This window comes from Arthrobacter sp. BK1, assembly GCF_056680055.1.
On the sequence record NZ_CM155263.1, the window covers coordinates 995105 to 1009267 of the forward strand.

At 64.3% G+C, this 14163-nt stretch carries 15 protein-coding genes; 5 read left to right on the plus strand and 10 right to left on the minus strand.

Features of this window, described 5'->3' with window-relative positions; all coding sequences use genetic code 11:
- Positions 1 to 46: 46 nt before the first annotated feature.
- Entirely contained in the window at positions 47 to 1261 is a 1215-nt protein-coding gene (locus tag AC1MCA_RS04405; RefSeq protein ID WP_479801484.1) for an amidohydrolase, read from the minus strand.
- A 112-nt stretch (positions 1262 to 1373) separates the two neighbouring features.
- Positions 1374 to 2507: a mannose-1-phosphate guanylyltransferase gene (locus AC1MCA_RS04410; protein WP_479801485.1), complete on the minus strand. Its 1134-nt coding sequence runs from the start codon at positions 2505 to 2507 to the stop codon at positions 1374 to 1376.
- Between the two features lie 254 nt (positions 2508 to 2761).
- On the opposite strand from AC1MCA_RS04410, the gene sdhC reads away from it, so the two are divergent.
- The 5 genes from sdhC (at position 2762) to AC1MCA_RS04435 (ending at position 7171) form a co-directional block, all read left to right on the plus strand.
- Positions 2762 to 3142, plus strand: coding sequence for a succinate dehydrogenase, cytochrome b556 subunit (gene sdhC, locus AC1MCA_RS04415; protein WP_082576094.1), 381 nt, complete (start codon positions 2762 to 2764; stop codon positions 3140 to 3142).
- 3 nt (positions 3143 to 3145) lie between these two features.
- Complete coding sequence (locus AC1MCA_RS04420) at positions 3146 to 3607, plus strand: succinate dehydrogenase hydrophobic membrane anchor subunit (protein WP_108597630.1); 462 nt, start codon at positions 3146 to 3148, stop codon at positions 3605 to 3607.
- 106 nt (positions 3608 to 3713) lie between these two features.
- Positions 3714 to 5513 carry a succinate dehydrogenase flavoprotein subunit gene (gene sdhA, locus AC1MCA_RS04425; protein WP_479801486.1) on the plus strand — a complete coding sequence of 600 codons (1800 nt, stop codon included), beginning with the start codon at positions 3714 to 3716 and terminating at the stop codon, positions 5511 to 5513.
- 1 nt (position 5514) lies between these two features.
- Entirely contained in the window at positions 5515 to 6297 is a 783-nt protein-coding gene (locus tag AC1MCA_RS04430) for a succinate dehydrogenase iron-sulfur subunit (protein WP_108598775.1), read from the plus strand.
- Between the two features lie 100 nt (positions 6298 to 6397).
- Entirely contained in the window at positions 6398 to 7171 is a 774-nt protein-coding gene (locus AC1MCA_RS04435) for an alpha/beta hydrolase family protein (RefSeq protein ID WP_479801487.1), read from the plus strand.
- Here the strand turns inward: AC1MCA_RS04435 and AC1MCA_RS04440 are convergent.
- The 8 genes from AC1MCA_RS04440 to AC1MCA_RS04475 form a co-directional block, all read right to left on the minus strand.
- Positions 7128 to 8222, minus strand: a complete 1095-nt coding sequence (locus AC1MCA_RS04440) for a YihY/virulence factor BrkB family protein (RefSeq protein WP_108598789.1) — start codon at positions 8220 to 8222, stop codon at positions 7128 to 7130. The genes AC1MCA_RS04435 and AC1MCA_RS04440 overlap by 44 nt on opposite strands.
- 55 nt (positions 8223 to 8277) lie before the next feature.
- The gene (locus AC1MCA_RS04445; protein WP_108598777.1) at positions 8278 to 8877 is read right to left on the minus strand and encodes a 2'-5' RNA ligase family protein; all 600 of its coding nucleotides are present in this window, start codon (positions 8875 to 8877) and stop codon (positions 8278 to 8280) included.
- A 4-nt stretch (positions 8878 to 8881) separates the two neighbouring features.
- Entirely contained in the window at positions 8882 to 9919 is a 1038-nt protein-coding gene (gene trpS, locus AC1MCA_RS04450) for a tryptophan--tRNA ligase (protein WP_108598778.1), read from the minus strand.
- Between the two features lie 19 nt (positions 9920 to 9938).
- Entirely contained in the window at positions 9939 to 10772 is an 834-nt protein-coding gene (locus tag AC1MCA_RS04455) for an exodeoxyribonuclease III (protein ID WP_479801488.1), read from the minus strand.
- Positions 10773 to 10782: 10 nt separating this feature from the next.
- The gene (locus AC1MCA_RS04460) at positions 10783 to 11346 is read right to left on the minus strand and encodes a hypothetical protein (protein ID WP_479801489.1); all 564 of its coding nucleotides are present in this window, start codon (positions 11344 to 11346) and stop codon (positions 10783 to 10785) included.
- Positions 11347 to 11438: 92 nt separating this feature from the next.
- Positions 11439 to 12272, minus strand: a complete 834-nt coding sequence (locus AC1MCA_RS04465; protein WP_479801490.1) for an ABC transporter permease — start codon at positions 12270 to 12272, stop codon at positions 11439 to 11441.
- On the minus strand, positions 12269 to 13129 hold the full coding sequence (locus AC1MCA_RS04470; protein WP_479801491.1) for an ABC transporter permease: 861 nt from the start codon (positions 13127 to 13129) through the stop codon (positions 12269 to 12271). The genes AC1MCA_RS04465 and AC1MCA_RS04470 overlap by 4 nt, the downstream gene beginning before the upstream one ends.
- Positions 13122 to 14081, minus strand: coding sequence for an ABC transporter ATP-binding protein (locus tag AC1MCA_RS04475; protein WP_479803290.1), 960 nt, complete (start codon positions 14079 to 14081; stop codon positions 13122 to 13124). Before AC1MCA_RS04475 ends, AC1MCA_RS04470 begins: the two co-directional genes overlap by 8 nt.
- Positions 14082 to 14163 lie beyond the last annotated feature (82 nt).

A 14163-nucleotide genomic window follows, 5' to 3' on the forward strand; every position in this document is an offset into this window, starting at 1 on the left:
GCGTCCCCGAGGGGGGCGTGAAGTGTCCGTTGAAGCCGTCCGGTAACTAGAGGCTGGGACTTTCGAGGTCGCGGATGGACCGGAGGGCTGCTGCCGTGAGGACCTGGATGCCGAGGCCCAGGGCTCGCTCGTCCACGATGTAATCACCGCGGTGCAGATCATATTCTTCTCCGCCCGGGGTTTTGGTGCCGAGGCGCATCATGGCGCCGGGCAGCTCCGCAAGGAACCAGGCAAAGTCCTCGCCGCCCATGGATTGCGGCGTCAGCGTGACCGCACTTTCCCCGATTTCGGCGCGGGCCGCGGCCTCAATAAGCGCGGTTTCGTGCTCGGAGTTCACCACAGGAGGGACTCCCCTGGTGTGTTCGAGGTGCACGTCCACGCCGTACGGTGCTGCGACCTGGTTGACCACTTCGTCCAGCAGTTCGCCGGCGTCATGCCACGCATCGCGGTCGAGGCAACGCATGGTCCCGGCCATGTAGCCCGTTCCGGGGATGGCATTGGGCGCTGATCCGGCGTTGATCTGGCCCCACACCACCGAGACGCCGCTTCGGACGTCCACCCGGCGTGAAAGCACGGCGGGAACGTTGATGGCAATCTGCGCCAGGACGAAAACAAGGTCCTCGGTCAGGTGCGGACGGGAGGTATGGCCGCCGCGGCCGCTCAGTTCGATCCTGATCGTGTCTGAAGCTGACGTAATGGCACCGATACGCGTGCCGATTTTTCCGACGTCGATCCTGGGGTCACAGTGCAGCGCGAAAATGCGCGGCACGCCGTCCAGGACGCCCTGCTCTATGCAGGACAGGGCACCGCCGGGCATGGTCTCCTCCGCCGGCTGGAAGATAATCCGGACGGTCCCGCCCAGCGGGGACTCCTCGTGCATGCTCTGCAGCACCAGGGCAATGCCGAGCATGGTGGCCGTGTGGACATCGTGGCCACACGCGTGCGTCACGCCATGGTTCTTGGACGAAAACGGCAATCCCGTTTCCTCGATGATCGGCAGGGCGTCGATATCTCCGCGGAGCGCCGTGGCGATGGGGCCCTCGCCGATGTCCACGGTGAGCCCGGTGCCTTCGAGCCTGCGGGGCGACAGGCCGGCCGCCTCGAGGCGTTCCACCAGCTTGTCAGTGGTGCGGAATTCCTTGAAGGAAAGCTCTGGGTGCGCATGGAGGTCCCGGCGGAAAGTGAGCAGTTCCGGGAGGAGAGGCTCCAGCCATGGCCGCACTAATGTGGTGGGCTCGGCTTCAGTAGTGTAATTTCGCACTCATTTACTCTAGCGAGAGTCCACGGAATAGCGTCATCACAGCCTGCTCGTTACAGATTGTGCCGCGCGTTTTTCGGCACGCGCCCCCTCAGGGGTCCGGAATACCGCCAGGCTAGAGAACGTCGGTGTCGCCGCTGGCCTTGAGTGCGTCAACCGCTCCCTTGACCCGCTGGGCGTGCTGCTTGGTGGTCACCAGCAGTGCATCGCCGGTGTCCACGATGACTACGTCCTTGATGCCGATCAGGGCGATGACGCGCTTCGTGTCCGAAACCACCACGCCGCTGGCGTTTTCGGTAAAGACCCGGGCGCCCTCGCCGATGACCGTGACGTCATCGACTTCACGTGCGCTGTTCAAGCGGCCCACGGAAGCGAAGTCCCCGACGTCGTCCCAGCCAAAGGTGCCCGGCACAACGGCGACGTCGCCCGCGGCTGCCGCAGGCTCTGCCACCGCATAGTCGATGGCGATCTTGGGCAGCGTGGGCCAGACCCGGGCCGTCACTTCATCGCGCTCCGGGGTGTCCCAGGCCTCGGCAATCTCCTGCAGGCCCTGGAACAGCTCCGGCTGGTTGGCCTCAAGGTGCTTGAGCATCAGCGCCACGGGTGCCACGAACATGCCCGCGTTCCAGACGTACTCGCCGCTGTCCACGTACTGCTGGGCAACTTCCTCGTCGGGCTTCTCCACGAATTCGACCACTGCCTGGGCGGTGGGTGCCCCTTCAATGTTGAGCCCCCGGCCGGCGCGGATGTAGCCAAAGCCTGTGGAGGGGTGGGTGGGCTTAATGCCGATGGTGACGATCTTGCCGGCTGCGGCCGTGTGGATGGCCTGGCGGACAGCGTCCTGGAAGAGATCGTCCGGGCTGATGACCTGGTCAGCCGCAAAGGACCCCATGATGGTGTCCGGATCACGCTGGTGCAGGATGGCAGCGGCAAGGCCGATGGCGGCGCCGGAATCCTTGGGCTCGCTCTCGAGGACAAGGTCCTGTTCCTCTACCTCGGGCAGCTGGCGGCACACAGCGGCCCGGTGTGCAGTGCCGGTCACTACCAGGACACGCCGGCCCGCGAGGGGCTGAAGGCGATCGTAGGTGGCGCGCAGCAAAGTGCTGCCCGATCCGGTGAGGTCGTGAAGGAATTTGGGAGCTGCGGCTCGTGACAGGGGCCAGAGGCGGGTCCCCACTCCGCCTGCCGGAATCACCGCAATAAAGCGGCTAAGGGCTGAATCCGGGCTTGTCACTTTGTCTGTACTCATCACCGCTACTTTAGCTGACGGCGGGCAGAGTCCCCCTCCGTGAAGGTCAAAGGACACCGAAATGCCCCGCCGAATGTGTCGTTGGTCTCAATTGACGGCAAATCCGGGCATTGCGGGTCACCAAGGAGTTCCTAAATTGAATAAGCTATGAGCGAAGCCTAGATTTAGGCTCTGAGCTACGAGTGCTCTCGCAGCAGGCGTTCCCCCCGCGTGGATCTCATGCCAGCGCCGCTGTGTTGCAGGGAGGTTTATCAGTGCCGACAAAACCAGCTGGCACCTTGTACCGCGGCCGTGAAGGCATGTGGTCCTGGGTAGGACACCGAATTACCGGTGTAGTGATCTTTTTCTTCTTGTTGGTCCACGTACTGGACACCTCATTGGTGCGTGTATCCCCTGAGGCCTACACCGCTGTGATCGGGGCGTACAAAAACCCGCTGATGGCCCTGGGTGAGACGGGCCTTGTTGCCGCGATTGTTTTCCACGCCTTCAATGGCCTCCGGATCATCGCCGTCGATTTTTGGAAGAAGGGCGCCAAGTACCAGCGCCAGATGCTGTGGACCGTACTGGCCCTTTGGGTCGTCGTCATGGTTGGCTTCTCCATCCGCCACCTTTCCCTTGCGCTCGGAGGTCACTAAGCCATGACTGCAACGATCGAAAACCCGCGCAGCGGGAAGATTTCGCCCCAGTACCGCCGCACCGGCGCCAACAAGGGGAACTTCGAAATGCTGGCGTGGCTCTTCATGCGCCTCTCCGGAGTGGTCCTGGTGGTGCTGATCTTCGGCCACCTCTTCGTGAACCTCCTGGTGGGCGAAGGCATCCACGCCATCGATTTCGGTTTCGTTGCCGGCAAGTGGGCGGACCCGTTCTGGCAGATCTGGGACCTGGCCATGCTCTGGCTGGCCATGCTCCACGGCACCAACGGCGTGCGCACCATCATCAACGATTACGCCGAGAAGGATTCCACCCGGCTCTGGCTCAAGATCGTCCTCTACGCGGCCACCACCGTGATCATCGTCCTTGGCACCCTGGTGATCTTCACCTTCAACCCGTGCCCCATGGTTGACGGTGTTCCGCTGCCTGGCGGCTTCTGCCCCGCGTAGCCCCCACACGTCTGTTGCGCGCGGTGGGCCGCGGGCTGTGTTTTGCGGTGCAGGCAACGCCCGCCCGTTGTTTTATTGCGAATTTTGAGAGAAAGAGCGCCCAAGTATGCAGGTCCATAAGTACGACGTCGTCATCGTCGGTGCCGGTGGCGCTGGCATGCGCGCCGCGATCGAGTCCGGTCAGCGCGCGCGAACAGCAGTACTGACCAAGCTCTACCCCACCCGCTCGCACACCGGTGCAGCGCAGGGTGGCATGTGTGCGGCCCTTGCCAATGTCGAGGAAGACAACTGGGAATGGCACACGTTCGACACCATCAAGGGCGGCGATTACCTCGTTGACCAGGATGCTGCCGAGGTCATGGCCAAGGAAGCCATCGACGCCGTGCTGGACCTTGAGAAGATGGGCCTGCCGTTCAACCGCACGCCCGAGGGCCGGATCGACCAGCGCCGCTTCGGCGGCCACACCCGCGACCACGGCAAGGCGCCTGTCCGCCGCGCCTGCTATGCAGCGGACCGCACCGGTCACATGATCCTGCAGACCCTGTACCAAAACTGTGTTAAGCACAACGTTGAGTTCTACAACGAGTACTACGTCCTGGACCTGCTGACCGTTGAAGAGGACGCAGTCCGCGAGGACGGCACGTCCTACAAGCAGAAGCGCGTAGCCGGCGTGGTCTCCTACGACCTCGCCTCAGGCGAGCTGCACGTGTTCCAGGCAAAGTCCGTGGTGTTCGCCTCCGGCGGCGCCGGCAAGGTCTTCAAGACCACCTCCAATGCCCACACCCTCACCGGTGACGGCATGGGCATCGCTTTCCGCCGGGGCATCCCGCTGGAGGACATGGAATTCTTCCAGTTCCACCCGACAGGCCTCGCCGGCCTGGGCATCCTGTTGTCCGAAGCAGCCCGTGGTGAAGGTGCCATCCTGCGTAACTCCGAGGGTGAACGCTTCATGGAGCGCTACGCCCCCACCATCAAGGACCTTGCGCCCCGTGACATCGTGGCGCGTTCCATGGCCAACGAGGTCCGTGAAGGCCGCGGCTGCGGCCCGAACAAGGACTACGTCCTCCTGGACCTGACGCACCTGGAGCCGGCACACATCGATGCCAAGCTGCCGGACATCACCGAGTTCGCCCGCACCTACCTCGGCGTGGAGCCCTACACCGAGCCGGTCCCGGTCTTCCCGACGGCGCACTACGCCATGGGCGGCATCCCCACCAACATCACCACCGAAGTCCTGCAGGACAACGACACCATCGTTCCGGGCCTCTACGCCGCCGGTGAAGTTGCATGTGTCTCCGTGCACGGCTCCAACCGCCTGGGCACCAACTCGCTGCTGGACATCAACGTGTTCGGCAAGCGGGCCGGTATTGCCGCGGCGGAATACGCCAAGACGGCTGACTTCGTGGAGCTCCCCGAGGACCCTGAGGCTTACACCATCGAGCTGCTGAACATTGCCCGCAACGGCACCGGCACCGAGAAGGTGGCCGTGATCCGCAAGGAACTCCAGGACACCATGGATGCCAACATGCAGGTGTTCCGCACTGCAGACACGTTGAACCAGGTGCTCCGGGACATCGAGTCCTTCGAGGCCCGGTACAAGAACATCACCGTCCAGGACAAGGGCAAGCGGTTCAACCTGGACCTGCTCGAAGCCGTTGAGCTCGGCTTCCTGCTGGAGCTTGCCAAGGTCATGACCGTGGCGGCCCTGCACCGTGAGGAGTCCCGCGGCGGTCACTTCCGTGAGGACTTCCCCGAGCGCGACGACGACAAATTCATGAAGCACTCCATGGCGTACAAGGACGACCACGCCCCGGCGGACGGCTCTGCAGAGGCAATCGCCGGCATCCGCCTGGCCACCAAACCGGTTGTCTTTACCCGCTACGAGCCGATGGTGAGGAAGTACTAAGATGTCCGCCGAACTTGCTGAGCCAGCATCCAAGATCGAACTGCCCGCACACGTAGGCGGCGGGGGCGAGATCCCGACGTTTGACGTCACCCTCCGCGTGCGCCGCTACAACCCCGAGGTGTCCGAGGACGCCACGTGGGACGACTTCAAGGTCACCATGTACGGCACCGACCGTGTGCTGGACGCCCTGCACAAGGTCAAGTGGGAGATGGACGGCAGCGTCTCATTCCGCCGCTCGTGCGCCCACGGGGTGTGCGGTTCCGATGCCATGCGCATCAACGGCCGCAACCGCCTTGCCTGCAAGACCCTCCTGAAGGACCTGGACACGTCCAAGCCCATCACGGTGGAGCCGATCAAGGGCCTGCCGGTGGAGAAGGACCTGATCGTGGACATGGAGCCGTTCTTCCAGTCGTTCCGCGAAGTCATGCCGTTCCTGATCAACAAGGGCCACGAGCCCACCAAGGAACGCCTGCAGTCCGCCGAGGACCGTGAGCGCTTCGACGACACCACCAAGTGCATCCTCTGCGCCGCGTGCACGTCGTCATGCCCCGTGTTCTGGACCGACGGCCAGTACTTCGGCCCGGCCGCGATCGTCAACGCACACCGCTTCATCTTCGATTCCCGTGATGACGCCGGTGACATGCGCCTGGAGATCCTCAACGACAAGGAAGGCGTGTGGCGCTGCCGCACCACCTTCAACTGCTCCGAAGCGTGCCCCCGCGGCATCCAGGTCACGCAGGCCATCGCAGAGGTCAAGCAGGCAATTCTCTCCCGCAAGATCTAGTTTTTACCGAACCTGAGCAACGCGGGGTCACTCCGCGCCCGATAAACCTTGGTTATTGGGCCGGAAGTGACCCCGCGTTGCTTTAACTGAAAGGTGAACCGTGTCCCGTTCCGAAAAGGTCAGCTTCGAAGGTTCCACAGGGGAACTCCTGTCCGGCATCATCGATGTCCCCGAGGGCACTGTCCGGGGCTGGGGTGTCTTCTCCCACGGCTTCACGCTGGGCAAGGACAGTCCGTCGGCCTCACGGATGTGCAAGGCCCTGGCTGACACCGGGATCGGCATGCTCCGCTTCGACAATCTGGGCCTGGGCGAATCCGCCGGCGAGTGGGCTTCGGGGTCGTTCAGCCACAAGGTAGCGGACACCGTCAAGGCCGCAGAGTTCATGCGCGGCCAGGGCAAGGCCATCTCCCTGCTGGTGGGCCACTCCTTCGGCGGGGCCGCGGTGCTCTCGGCCGCCCGCCAGATCCCGGAGCTCGACGCCGTCGCAACAGTTGGTGCCCCCTTCTCGCCCAAGCACGTGGCCCACGTCTTTGATGCCGCCCTGGACAAGATCCTGAGCGAAGGCAGCGCGGAGGTCATTCTCGGCGGTGGGAAGCGCGTCGAAATCCGGAAGCATTTTGTGGAGGACCTGGAGAATGCAGATCTCACCGACTGCATCCGTCAGCTTCACAAGCCGCTGATGGTGATGCACTCCCCCACGGATAACACCGTGGGCATCGAGAACGCCAGCACCATTTTCCAGACGGCCCGGCACCCCCGGAACTTCGTGTCCCTGGAAGGCAGCGATCACCTGTTGACGGGCAAGGGCCAGGCGGCGCGGGCCGCCCGGATTATTTCTGCCTGGGCCGAGCAATACCTCGACGCCGGGCAGTAGTCACCGGCGTCGTCGCAGTGGCACTGCTGACTGATGCCCCGGCGACGCCTGAATCCGCGTGCCGCTCCACCGGTACTTTCCCGGGCTGGACCTGCCGGGCGCCCAGCAGCGCCTTGTCGTGGGCAGCGGGTGCGCTCCTGAGGTCTTCCTCGCGGACGGCGGACCAGGCGGCCGCGACCAGATAGACCTGGCTGACGAGGTTGAACCAGATCAGCAGCCCGATGATGATGGCGAACGGAGCCAGGATGGGGTTCCGGCCCGCCCCGGCGAGCAGTTCGGTGCTGAAGACCTGCAAAGCCGCCGTCCCCACACCGGCCAGGATGGTGCCTTCCAGGAGCGCCCGGCGGCTCAGCTTGAGTCCGCCGGCCAGGCGGAACATGATGACGGCGGTGACCCAGTTCAGCGTCAGGGGCACGCCGATCTTGATCAGGTTGGTCAGCGGGCCAGCCACTGCCTCATCCAGCTGCAGGAAATCCGCGACCCAGCCGGCCGCAGTGCCGAAGATCAGGGAGGCTCCGGCGCTGATCACCAGGGCGACGCCGAGGAGCAGGAGGGTGCCGGCGTCGCGCAGTTTGAGGAGGATGGGGTTGGTCCGCAACGGCAGCAGCTGCATGACTCCCCGGAGTCCGTTGCGCAGACCGTCGATCCAGCCCAGCGACGTGACGACGGTGACCACGGCAGCAATGACAGCGGTCCAGCCCAGGCCGTCCGGGTTCAGAAGGTCTTTGGGGTCCACCAGGCCTTCGCCGCCACCCACTTTGAGCAGTCCCGGTGCGCTCTGGGCCACGCTGCCGATGATGGTGTCCAGCAGGGCGGGCTGGCCCCGCAGCACCAGGCCGGCGATGGAGAAGCCGGTGGCCAGCAGGCCTGTGATGGAGAAGAACATCCTGAACCCGATGCCCGCGCTCATCAAAGGGCCGTGCTGGAGGTTGTAGTGCTGCCAGGCGCGCATGGGCCGGAAGGCATTGAGCCGCGCAAGAAGCCACTGCACCATCGCCAGCAGGCTCGCCACCGGGCCGCCGTCGGACCTTCTGGCTTTGCCCCACGCCATCCGCTTCTGGCTGACGGCAAGCTTCAACCGTGCCTGCTCCGTAGGAAGCGGGGGCTCAGCCGGCGTTGGCGTCTGCGTCCTCGACTGTTTCGGTGCCCCTGGGGCCTTCGTACTCGTCAGTTTCGGTCCCAAAGTCCAGTTCTTCCCGTAGCTGCCAGATGCCGTCAGCATCGTGCTCGTAAAGTCCCATGCTAACCACAGGGAAGGTGGCCCTATAGTCCTTCAGCACCGTTTCGGCTTCGTCGAGGCTTTCCGGGGCAACGTCGTGGGCAATGGTCACGTGCGGGTGGTACGAAAACGGGAGGTCACGCTCAAGCGGACCGGTCTGGAGCTTTTCGTGCAGTTCAACGCAGTGGTTGAAGCCCTCCTCCACGTTGATGAAGACCACTGGCGAGACCGGGCGGAAGGAGCCCGTCCCGGCGACGGTGACCATGAAGGGGGCCTGGCGCCGGGCAACGCTGCGGACGTGTTCACGGGTTGCCTCCCAGTCATGGGTGGGCGTGGTGGTGACCAGCGTGATGTGTGCAGGCACAATCCCCGCCATGGGATCCCCGAAGGAAGCCCGCCAGCGCTGGAGTTCCTCAGCGATGGCAGGGGGGAATCCCAGAATGACGCCTACGCTCATTCCCTCGCTGGCTTTACTCGCGGCCGGCATTGCTTTAGCGGACTCCCGCCAGGCTCAGGGAAGGCAGGAAGCCCATGCGGTCATAGACCTTCCCGAGGGTGACCGAAGCGATCTCCCGCGCACGCTCCGCGCCCTGCGCCAGCAGGCGGTCCAGCTCGGCCGGGTCCGCCATCAGTTCGTTGGTGCGGTTCCGCAGCGGAGTGATGAAGTCGACCATGACTTCGGCGAGGTCCACCTTGAGGTGGCCGTACATCCTGCCGGCGTATTCGGCTTCAAGCTCCGCCACGGACTTGCCGGTCAGCGAGGAGTAGATGGTCAGCAGGTTGGACACACCCGGCTTCTCCTCCGGATCAAACCGGATCTCGGTGCCGGCGTCCGTCACGGCCGACTTGATGCGTTTGGCCGCGAGCTTGGGGTCCTCCAGCAGCTGGATGGAGCCGCTGGCCGATTCACCTGTTTTGGACATCTTGGCGCCGGGGTTCTGGAGATCGTAGATCTTGGCGCTTTCCTTGAGGATGGTGGCCTCGGGCACCGTGAACGTCTCGCCAAACCGGGTGTTGAACCGCTGGGCGAGGTTCCGGGTCAGCTCCAGGTGCTGGCGCTGGTCCTCCCCCACCGGCACCAGGTCAGTCTGGTACAGCAGGATATCCGCCGCCATCAAGGTGGGGTAGGCAAAGAGTCCGAGCGTGGCGGCATCCGTTCCGGACTTCTGGCTCTTGTCCTTGAACTGCGTCATCCGGGAAGCCTCGCCGAAGCCGGTGATGCAGTTCAGCGCCCACGCCAGCTGGGCATGCTCGGGCACGTGCGACTGGACAAAGAAGATGCTCTTGTCCGGATCAATGCCGGCCGCAATGTACTGGGCCGCAACCACACGGGTCCGCTTGGTCAGCTCAGCCGGATCGAAGTCCACCGTAATGGCGTGGAGATCGGGGATAAAGAACACGGCGTCGTAGGCCGACTGCATGTCCACCCAGTTGCGGACGGCACCGATGTAGTTGCCCAGGTGCAGGGAATCGGCGGTGGGCTTGGCGCCGGAAAGGATGCGCTTGCGCGGTGTGGTTGAGCTGGTCATTCGTTCGGTACCTTAAGAACTAGAGCCGGTAGTCCACTACCAGCGGGGCATGGTCAGAGAAGCGCGTGTCCCACGAGGGCGCCCGGTCCACCACTGCCGAGAAAGCGGCAGCGGCGAGGGCCGGGGTGGCCAGGTGGTAGTCGATGCGCCAGCCGGTGTCGTTGTCAAAGGCCTTGCCGCGCTGGGACCACCAGGTGTAGGGACCGTCTACGTCGCCGGCGAGGTTGCGGTGGACATCATGCCAGCCTATTTCCTCGCCAAAGAAGCGGTCGAAATACGCGCGTTCTTCGGGCAGGTGACCTGCCTTTTTGACGTTGCCCTTTGAGTTCCGGATGTCTTTGGGCGTGTGCGCCACGTTGAGGTCGCCGACCACCAAAGCGTGATCGCTGTGCTTGGTCAGTTCCGGCAGGCGGGTGCTCATGACGTCGAGGAAACGGAACTTGTCATCCTGCTTGGGAGTGCCCACTTCACCGGAGTGTACGTAGGCGCTGGCCACGGAGAGCTGGCTGGCGGCGCCGGAAGTGTCATACACCCGGAAGTCCGCCTCGACCCAGCGGCCGGCGGTGGCGAAGTAGTCATCGCCGATGCCGTTGCGGGTATCCAGGGGTTCCTCACGCGAGGCAATCGCGACGCCGGCGCGGCCCTTGGCTTCGGCTTCGGCGTGCACGATATGCCAGCCCTCGCCGAGCAGCTGGCGGACGATTGCGTCAGGGGCGCGGACCTCCTGGAGGCAAAGAATATCGACCTCGCGTGGCTCCAGCCATGCCGCCATGCCGTTCTTATAGGCAGCCCGGAGGCCGTTGACGTTGACTGATGCGATGCGAAGGTGGTCCTTCTTCAATGCCGAGCTCACCCGCTCTACTCTAGTCGATGATGGTTCCGCTGACCGGGTCGCCGGTTCCGCCGGCGGAGCGGATAATGTCCCGGGCGTTGGTGGCGGTGATCTCGATGGTCTCCAGCGCGCGGCGGATGGTCTCCTGGTCGCCCGCCGCTCCCTTGGCACGTTCCTGCTCCACCACGCGGATCTGCACCTGCACGATCTTGAACGAGTGGTCCAGCTTGAGGTCGCGTACTTCGTCGGCTTCGGTGCGCTCGGAGACCACCCGGGTGCCGCCATGGTCAGCAGAGGACGACGTCGGTGCGCGGCCGGCTGCGGTGTTGAACGCGTTCTGGGCTTCGGTCAGCTTGGCGCCGGCTTTTTTGGCGGCCTTCTGGATGCTGAAGACCACGAAGGCTGCGAGCGCGAGCCAGAAGCCGGCGATGATGGCAACAACCCAGCCCACGACGTCGTTCTGGTTAGCTGCGAAGATCACGGCAACCAGGAAAGCGATGACAAAGACCATCATCCCCGGGCCGCTGATCCGGAGCATGGAGAAGCCGCCCTTGGACCGGCCGGACGGGGATTGAGGGTTACTCAGGGATCGCATGGGTTTATTGTCTCAAACGCCGCAGCGGGCCAGCGCACCTTCCACCCCGGGCGAACAGGACCTCTGCCGGGACAGCCCGGCGGAGGAGGGAATCACTTCAGGAACAGCTTGCGGAGGCGGACCGTGGTGAGGAGCATGCCCAACGCGGTCATCACCAGGTAGTACCCGATGTGGACCGCGGTGGCCGGGGTGAACATGCCAACGCTGATCTGGCGCAGCAGTTCCACGCCGTGCCAGAGCGGCATGGCCTGGATGAACCATTGGACGTACTGCGGGTAGACGCTGAGCGGGTAGAACGTGGCACTGAACAGGAACATGGGCAGCATGATGAAGTTGATCCAGTCCATCTGCTGGAACGTCTTCAGAAAGCTCGTGATCCCCATGCCCAGGCTCGCGAATCCGAAGGCGATCAGCACGGAGGCCGGGATCATCAGGATGGCCCAGGGCGTGGTGATCAGTCCCATCACGCCCATCACGGCCGTGAACCCGGTGGCGTACAGCAGGCCGCGGAGCAGCGCCAGGAAGATCTCACCGACGGCCACATCCAGTGGCCCCAGCGAGGTGTAAAGCATTCCCTGATAGAGCTTGGCGAAGTTCATTTTGAAAAACACGTTCCAGGTGGAGTCGTACACGGCGCCGTTCATGGCGGAGACGGCCAGCAGCGCCGGCGCGATGTAGGCCGCGTAGCTGATCGCAGTACCGTCCGGGCCCTGCACAGTGCCCACGATGGCGCCCAGCCCCACTCCCATGGAGATGAGGAACAGCACGGGCTCGAAGAAGCCTGAGAGCATCACCAGCCAGTTGGTGCTGCGGGTGGCCATCAGCCCCCGCTCAATCACGGCTTTGGCGTTGCGCGAATACAACGGCCCGAAGGTCCTGTTCCGGGCCTCCTCTGCGGCGCTGTGACCGCGGGTCAGGATGCTCATTGCCCGAGCCGCCGGACGAACTGGCGTTTGGTGAGGATCCACCCCATGGCGGCGAGCGCAGCCAGCACACCGATGTGCACCACGGTGAGGACCGGCGGTTCCTCGTAGCCGTAGCTGAAGACCCTGCCCAGTTCGGTACCGTGCCAGATGGGTGAGATCCAGCCGATCCACCGCACAGCCACGGGCAGTGTTTCGAGCGGAAAGAAGGTCCCGGAGAAAAGGAACAGGGGCATAACGATGAAGCGCATGACCATCGCGAACTGGCCTTTGTCGTCCTTGATGGACGCGGAGTAGGCCATCAAGGGCAGGCCAAAGGCCAACCCTGCAAGAGTGGCCACCACGATTCCCACCCAGCCCCAGCCGGAAGGAGCGGCGCCAAACAATGCCACGGCCCCGAAGTAGATGGCGGATTGCAGCAGGAGCCGGAGCGTCACCGCCATGATCTGCCCGGCTGCGATCTGCTGCGGAGTGAGCGGTGAAGCATGCGGCCCGTAGTAGACGCGCCGCCATTTGAAGCCATCCATCACAGGGAACGTGAACTCATTGGCCGCGGTCATCACAGCAGCGGACACCAGCAGCGCAGGGGCGATGAAGACCAGGTAGCTCACCCCGCCGAAGGCGCCGGCGTCTTCAGGCTCAACCAACGTTGCCAGCCCCACCCCCATGGCGAACAGGTAGGCCACGGGCTGCCCCACGCTGTACATCAGGATGGACCAGCCGTAGCCCTTCATAACCCTGAGGACCTGCTCGGCAAAGTAGAACGCGCCCCACCGGCGCGCTTTGGCGGCGGCCACCGCCGGGGAATGGGCGCGGGAACCGGTGCCAGCCGCCGCGCCGGTGGCCACCTCCTCAGTCAACGAGGCTCCTGCCGGTCAGCCGCAGGAACACGTCCTCCAGGGATGACCTTCGCACCAGCGATGTCAGCGGCCTCAGGCCGCGGGAAGAAACCTGTTCAAGGGCCGCCTCGCCGTCGTGCGCGTAAATCAGCACGCGGTCCGGCAGGGCTTCGAGGCGCTCACCGATCCCCTGGAGTTCAGCGCCGATGGTGGCGTTGCGTTCGGAGCCGAACCGCAGTTCAAGCACCTCGCGGGTGGAATGCCCCCGGATCAGCTGCGCCGGGGACCCCTCGGCCATGATCCTTCCCTTGTCCACCACGATCAGCCGATCGCACAGCTGCTCCGCCTCATCCATGTAATGCGTGGTCAGGATCAGGGTAACGCCCTGCTCCTTGAGCCGGAACAGCCGGTCCCACAAAATGTGGCGGGCCTGCGGATCCAGCCCTGTGGTGGGTTCGTCCAGCAGGAGGATGCGAGGCTCGTTGATCAGCGAACGGGCGATGGTAAGGCGCCGCTTCATGCCGCCGGACAGTGCGTCCACCTTGGATTTTGCTTTGTCGGTGAGCTGGGCGAACGCCAGCAGTTCGTCGGCTTTCGGCCGGAGGTAGCTCATGGGCAGGCCGAAATAGCGGCCGTAAACCAGCAGGTTGTCCCGGACCCGCAGCTCTTCGTCCAGGTTGTCCTGCTGCGGCACCACGCCCAGGTGCGCCCGCACTTCGGGGCCGTGGCTGTCCGGATCCAGGCCCATAATGGACAGCGTCCCGGAGGTTCGCTGGGTGACGGCGCCGATCATTTTCATGGTGGTGGATTTCCCGGCGCCGTTCGGGCCCAGCAGGCCGAAGGACTCCCCCGCCGGAACACTGAAGGAAATGCCGTCCACGGCGGCGACGTCGCCATAGGTTTTGCGCAGGTCTTTGGCCTCGATGACCGCCTGGTGGCGGGCAGGAACGCCGCCGGAGGTGTTGGAGGGCACGATGGCTTTGTTGCGCACCCTCCGCAGACTAGTGGAGCGTCAGGCAATGTGAAAGGGGACTTGCACTTCGGCGGTGCGGCCG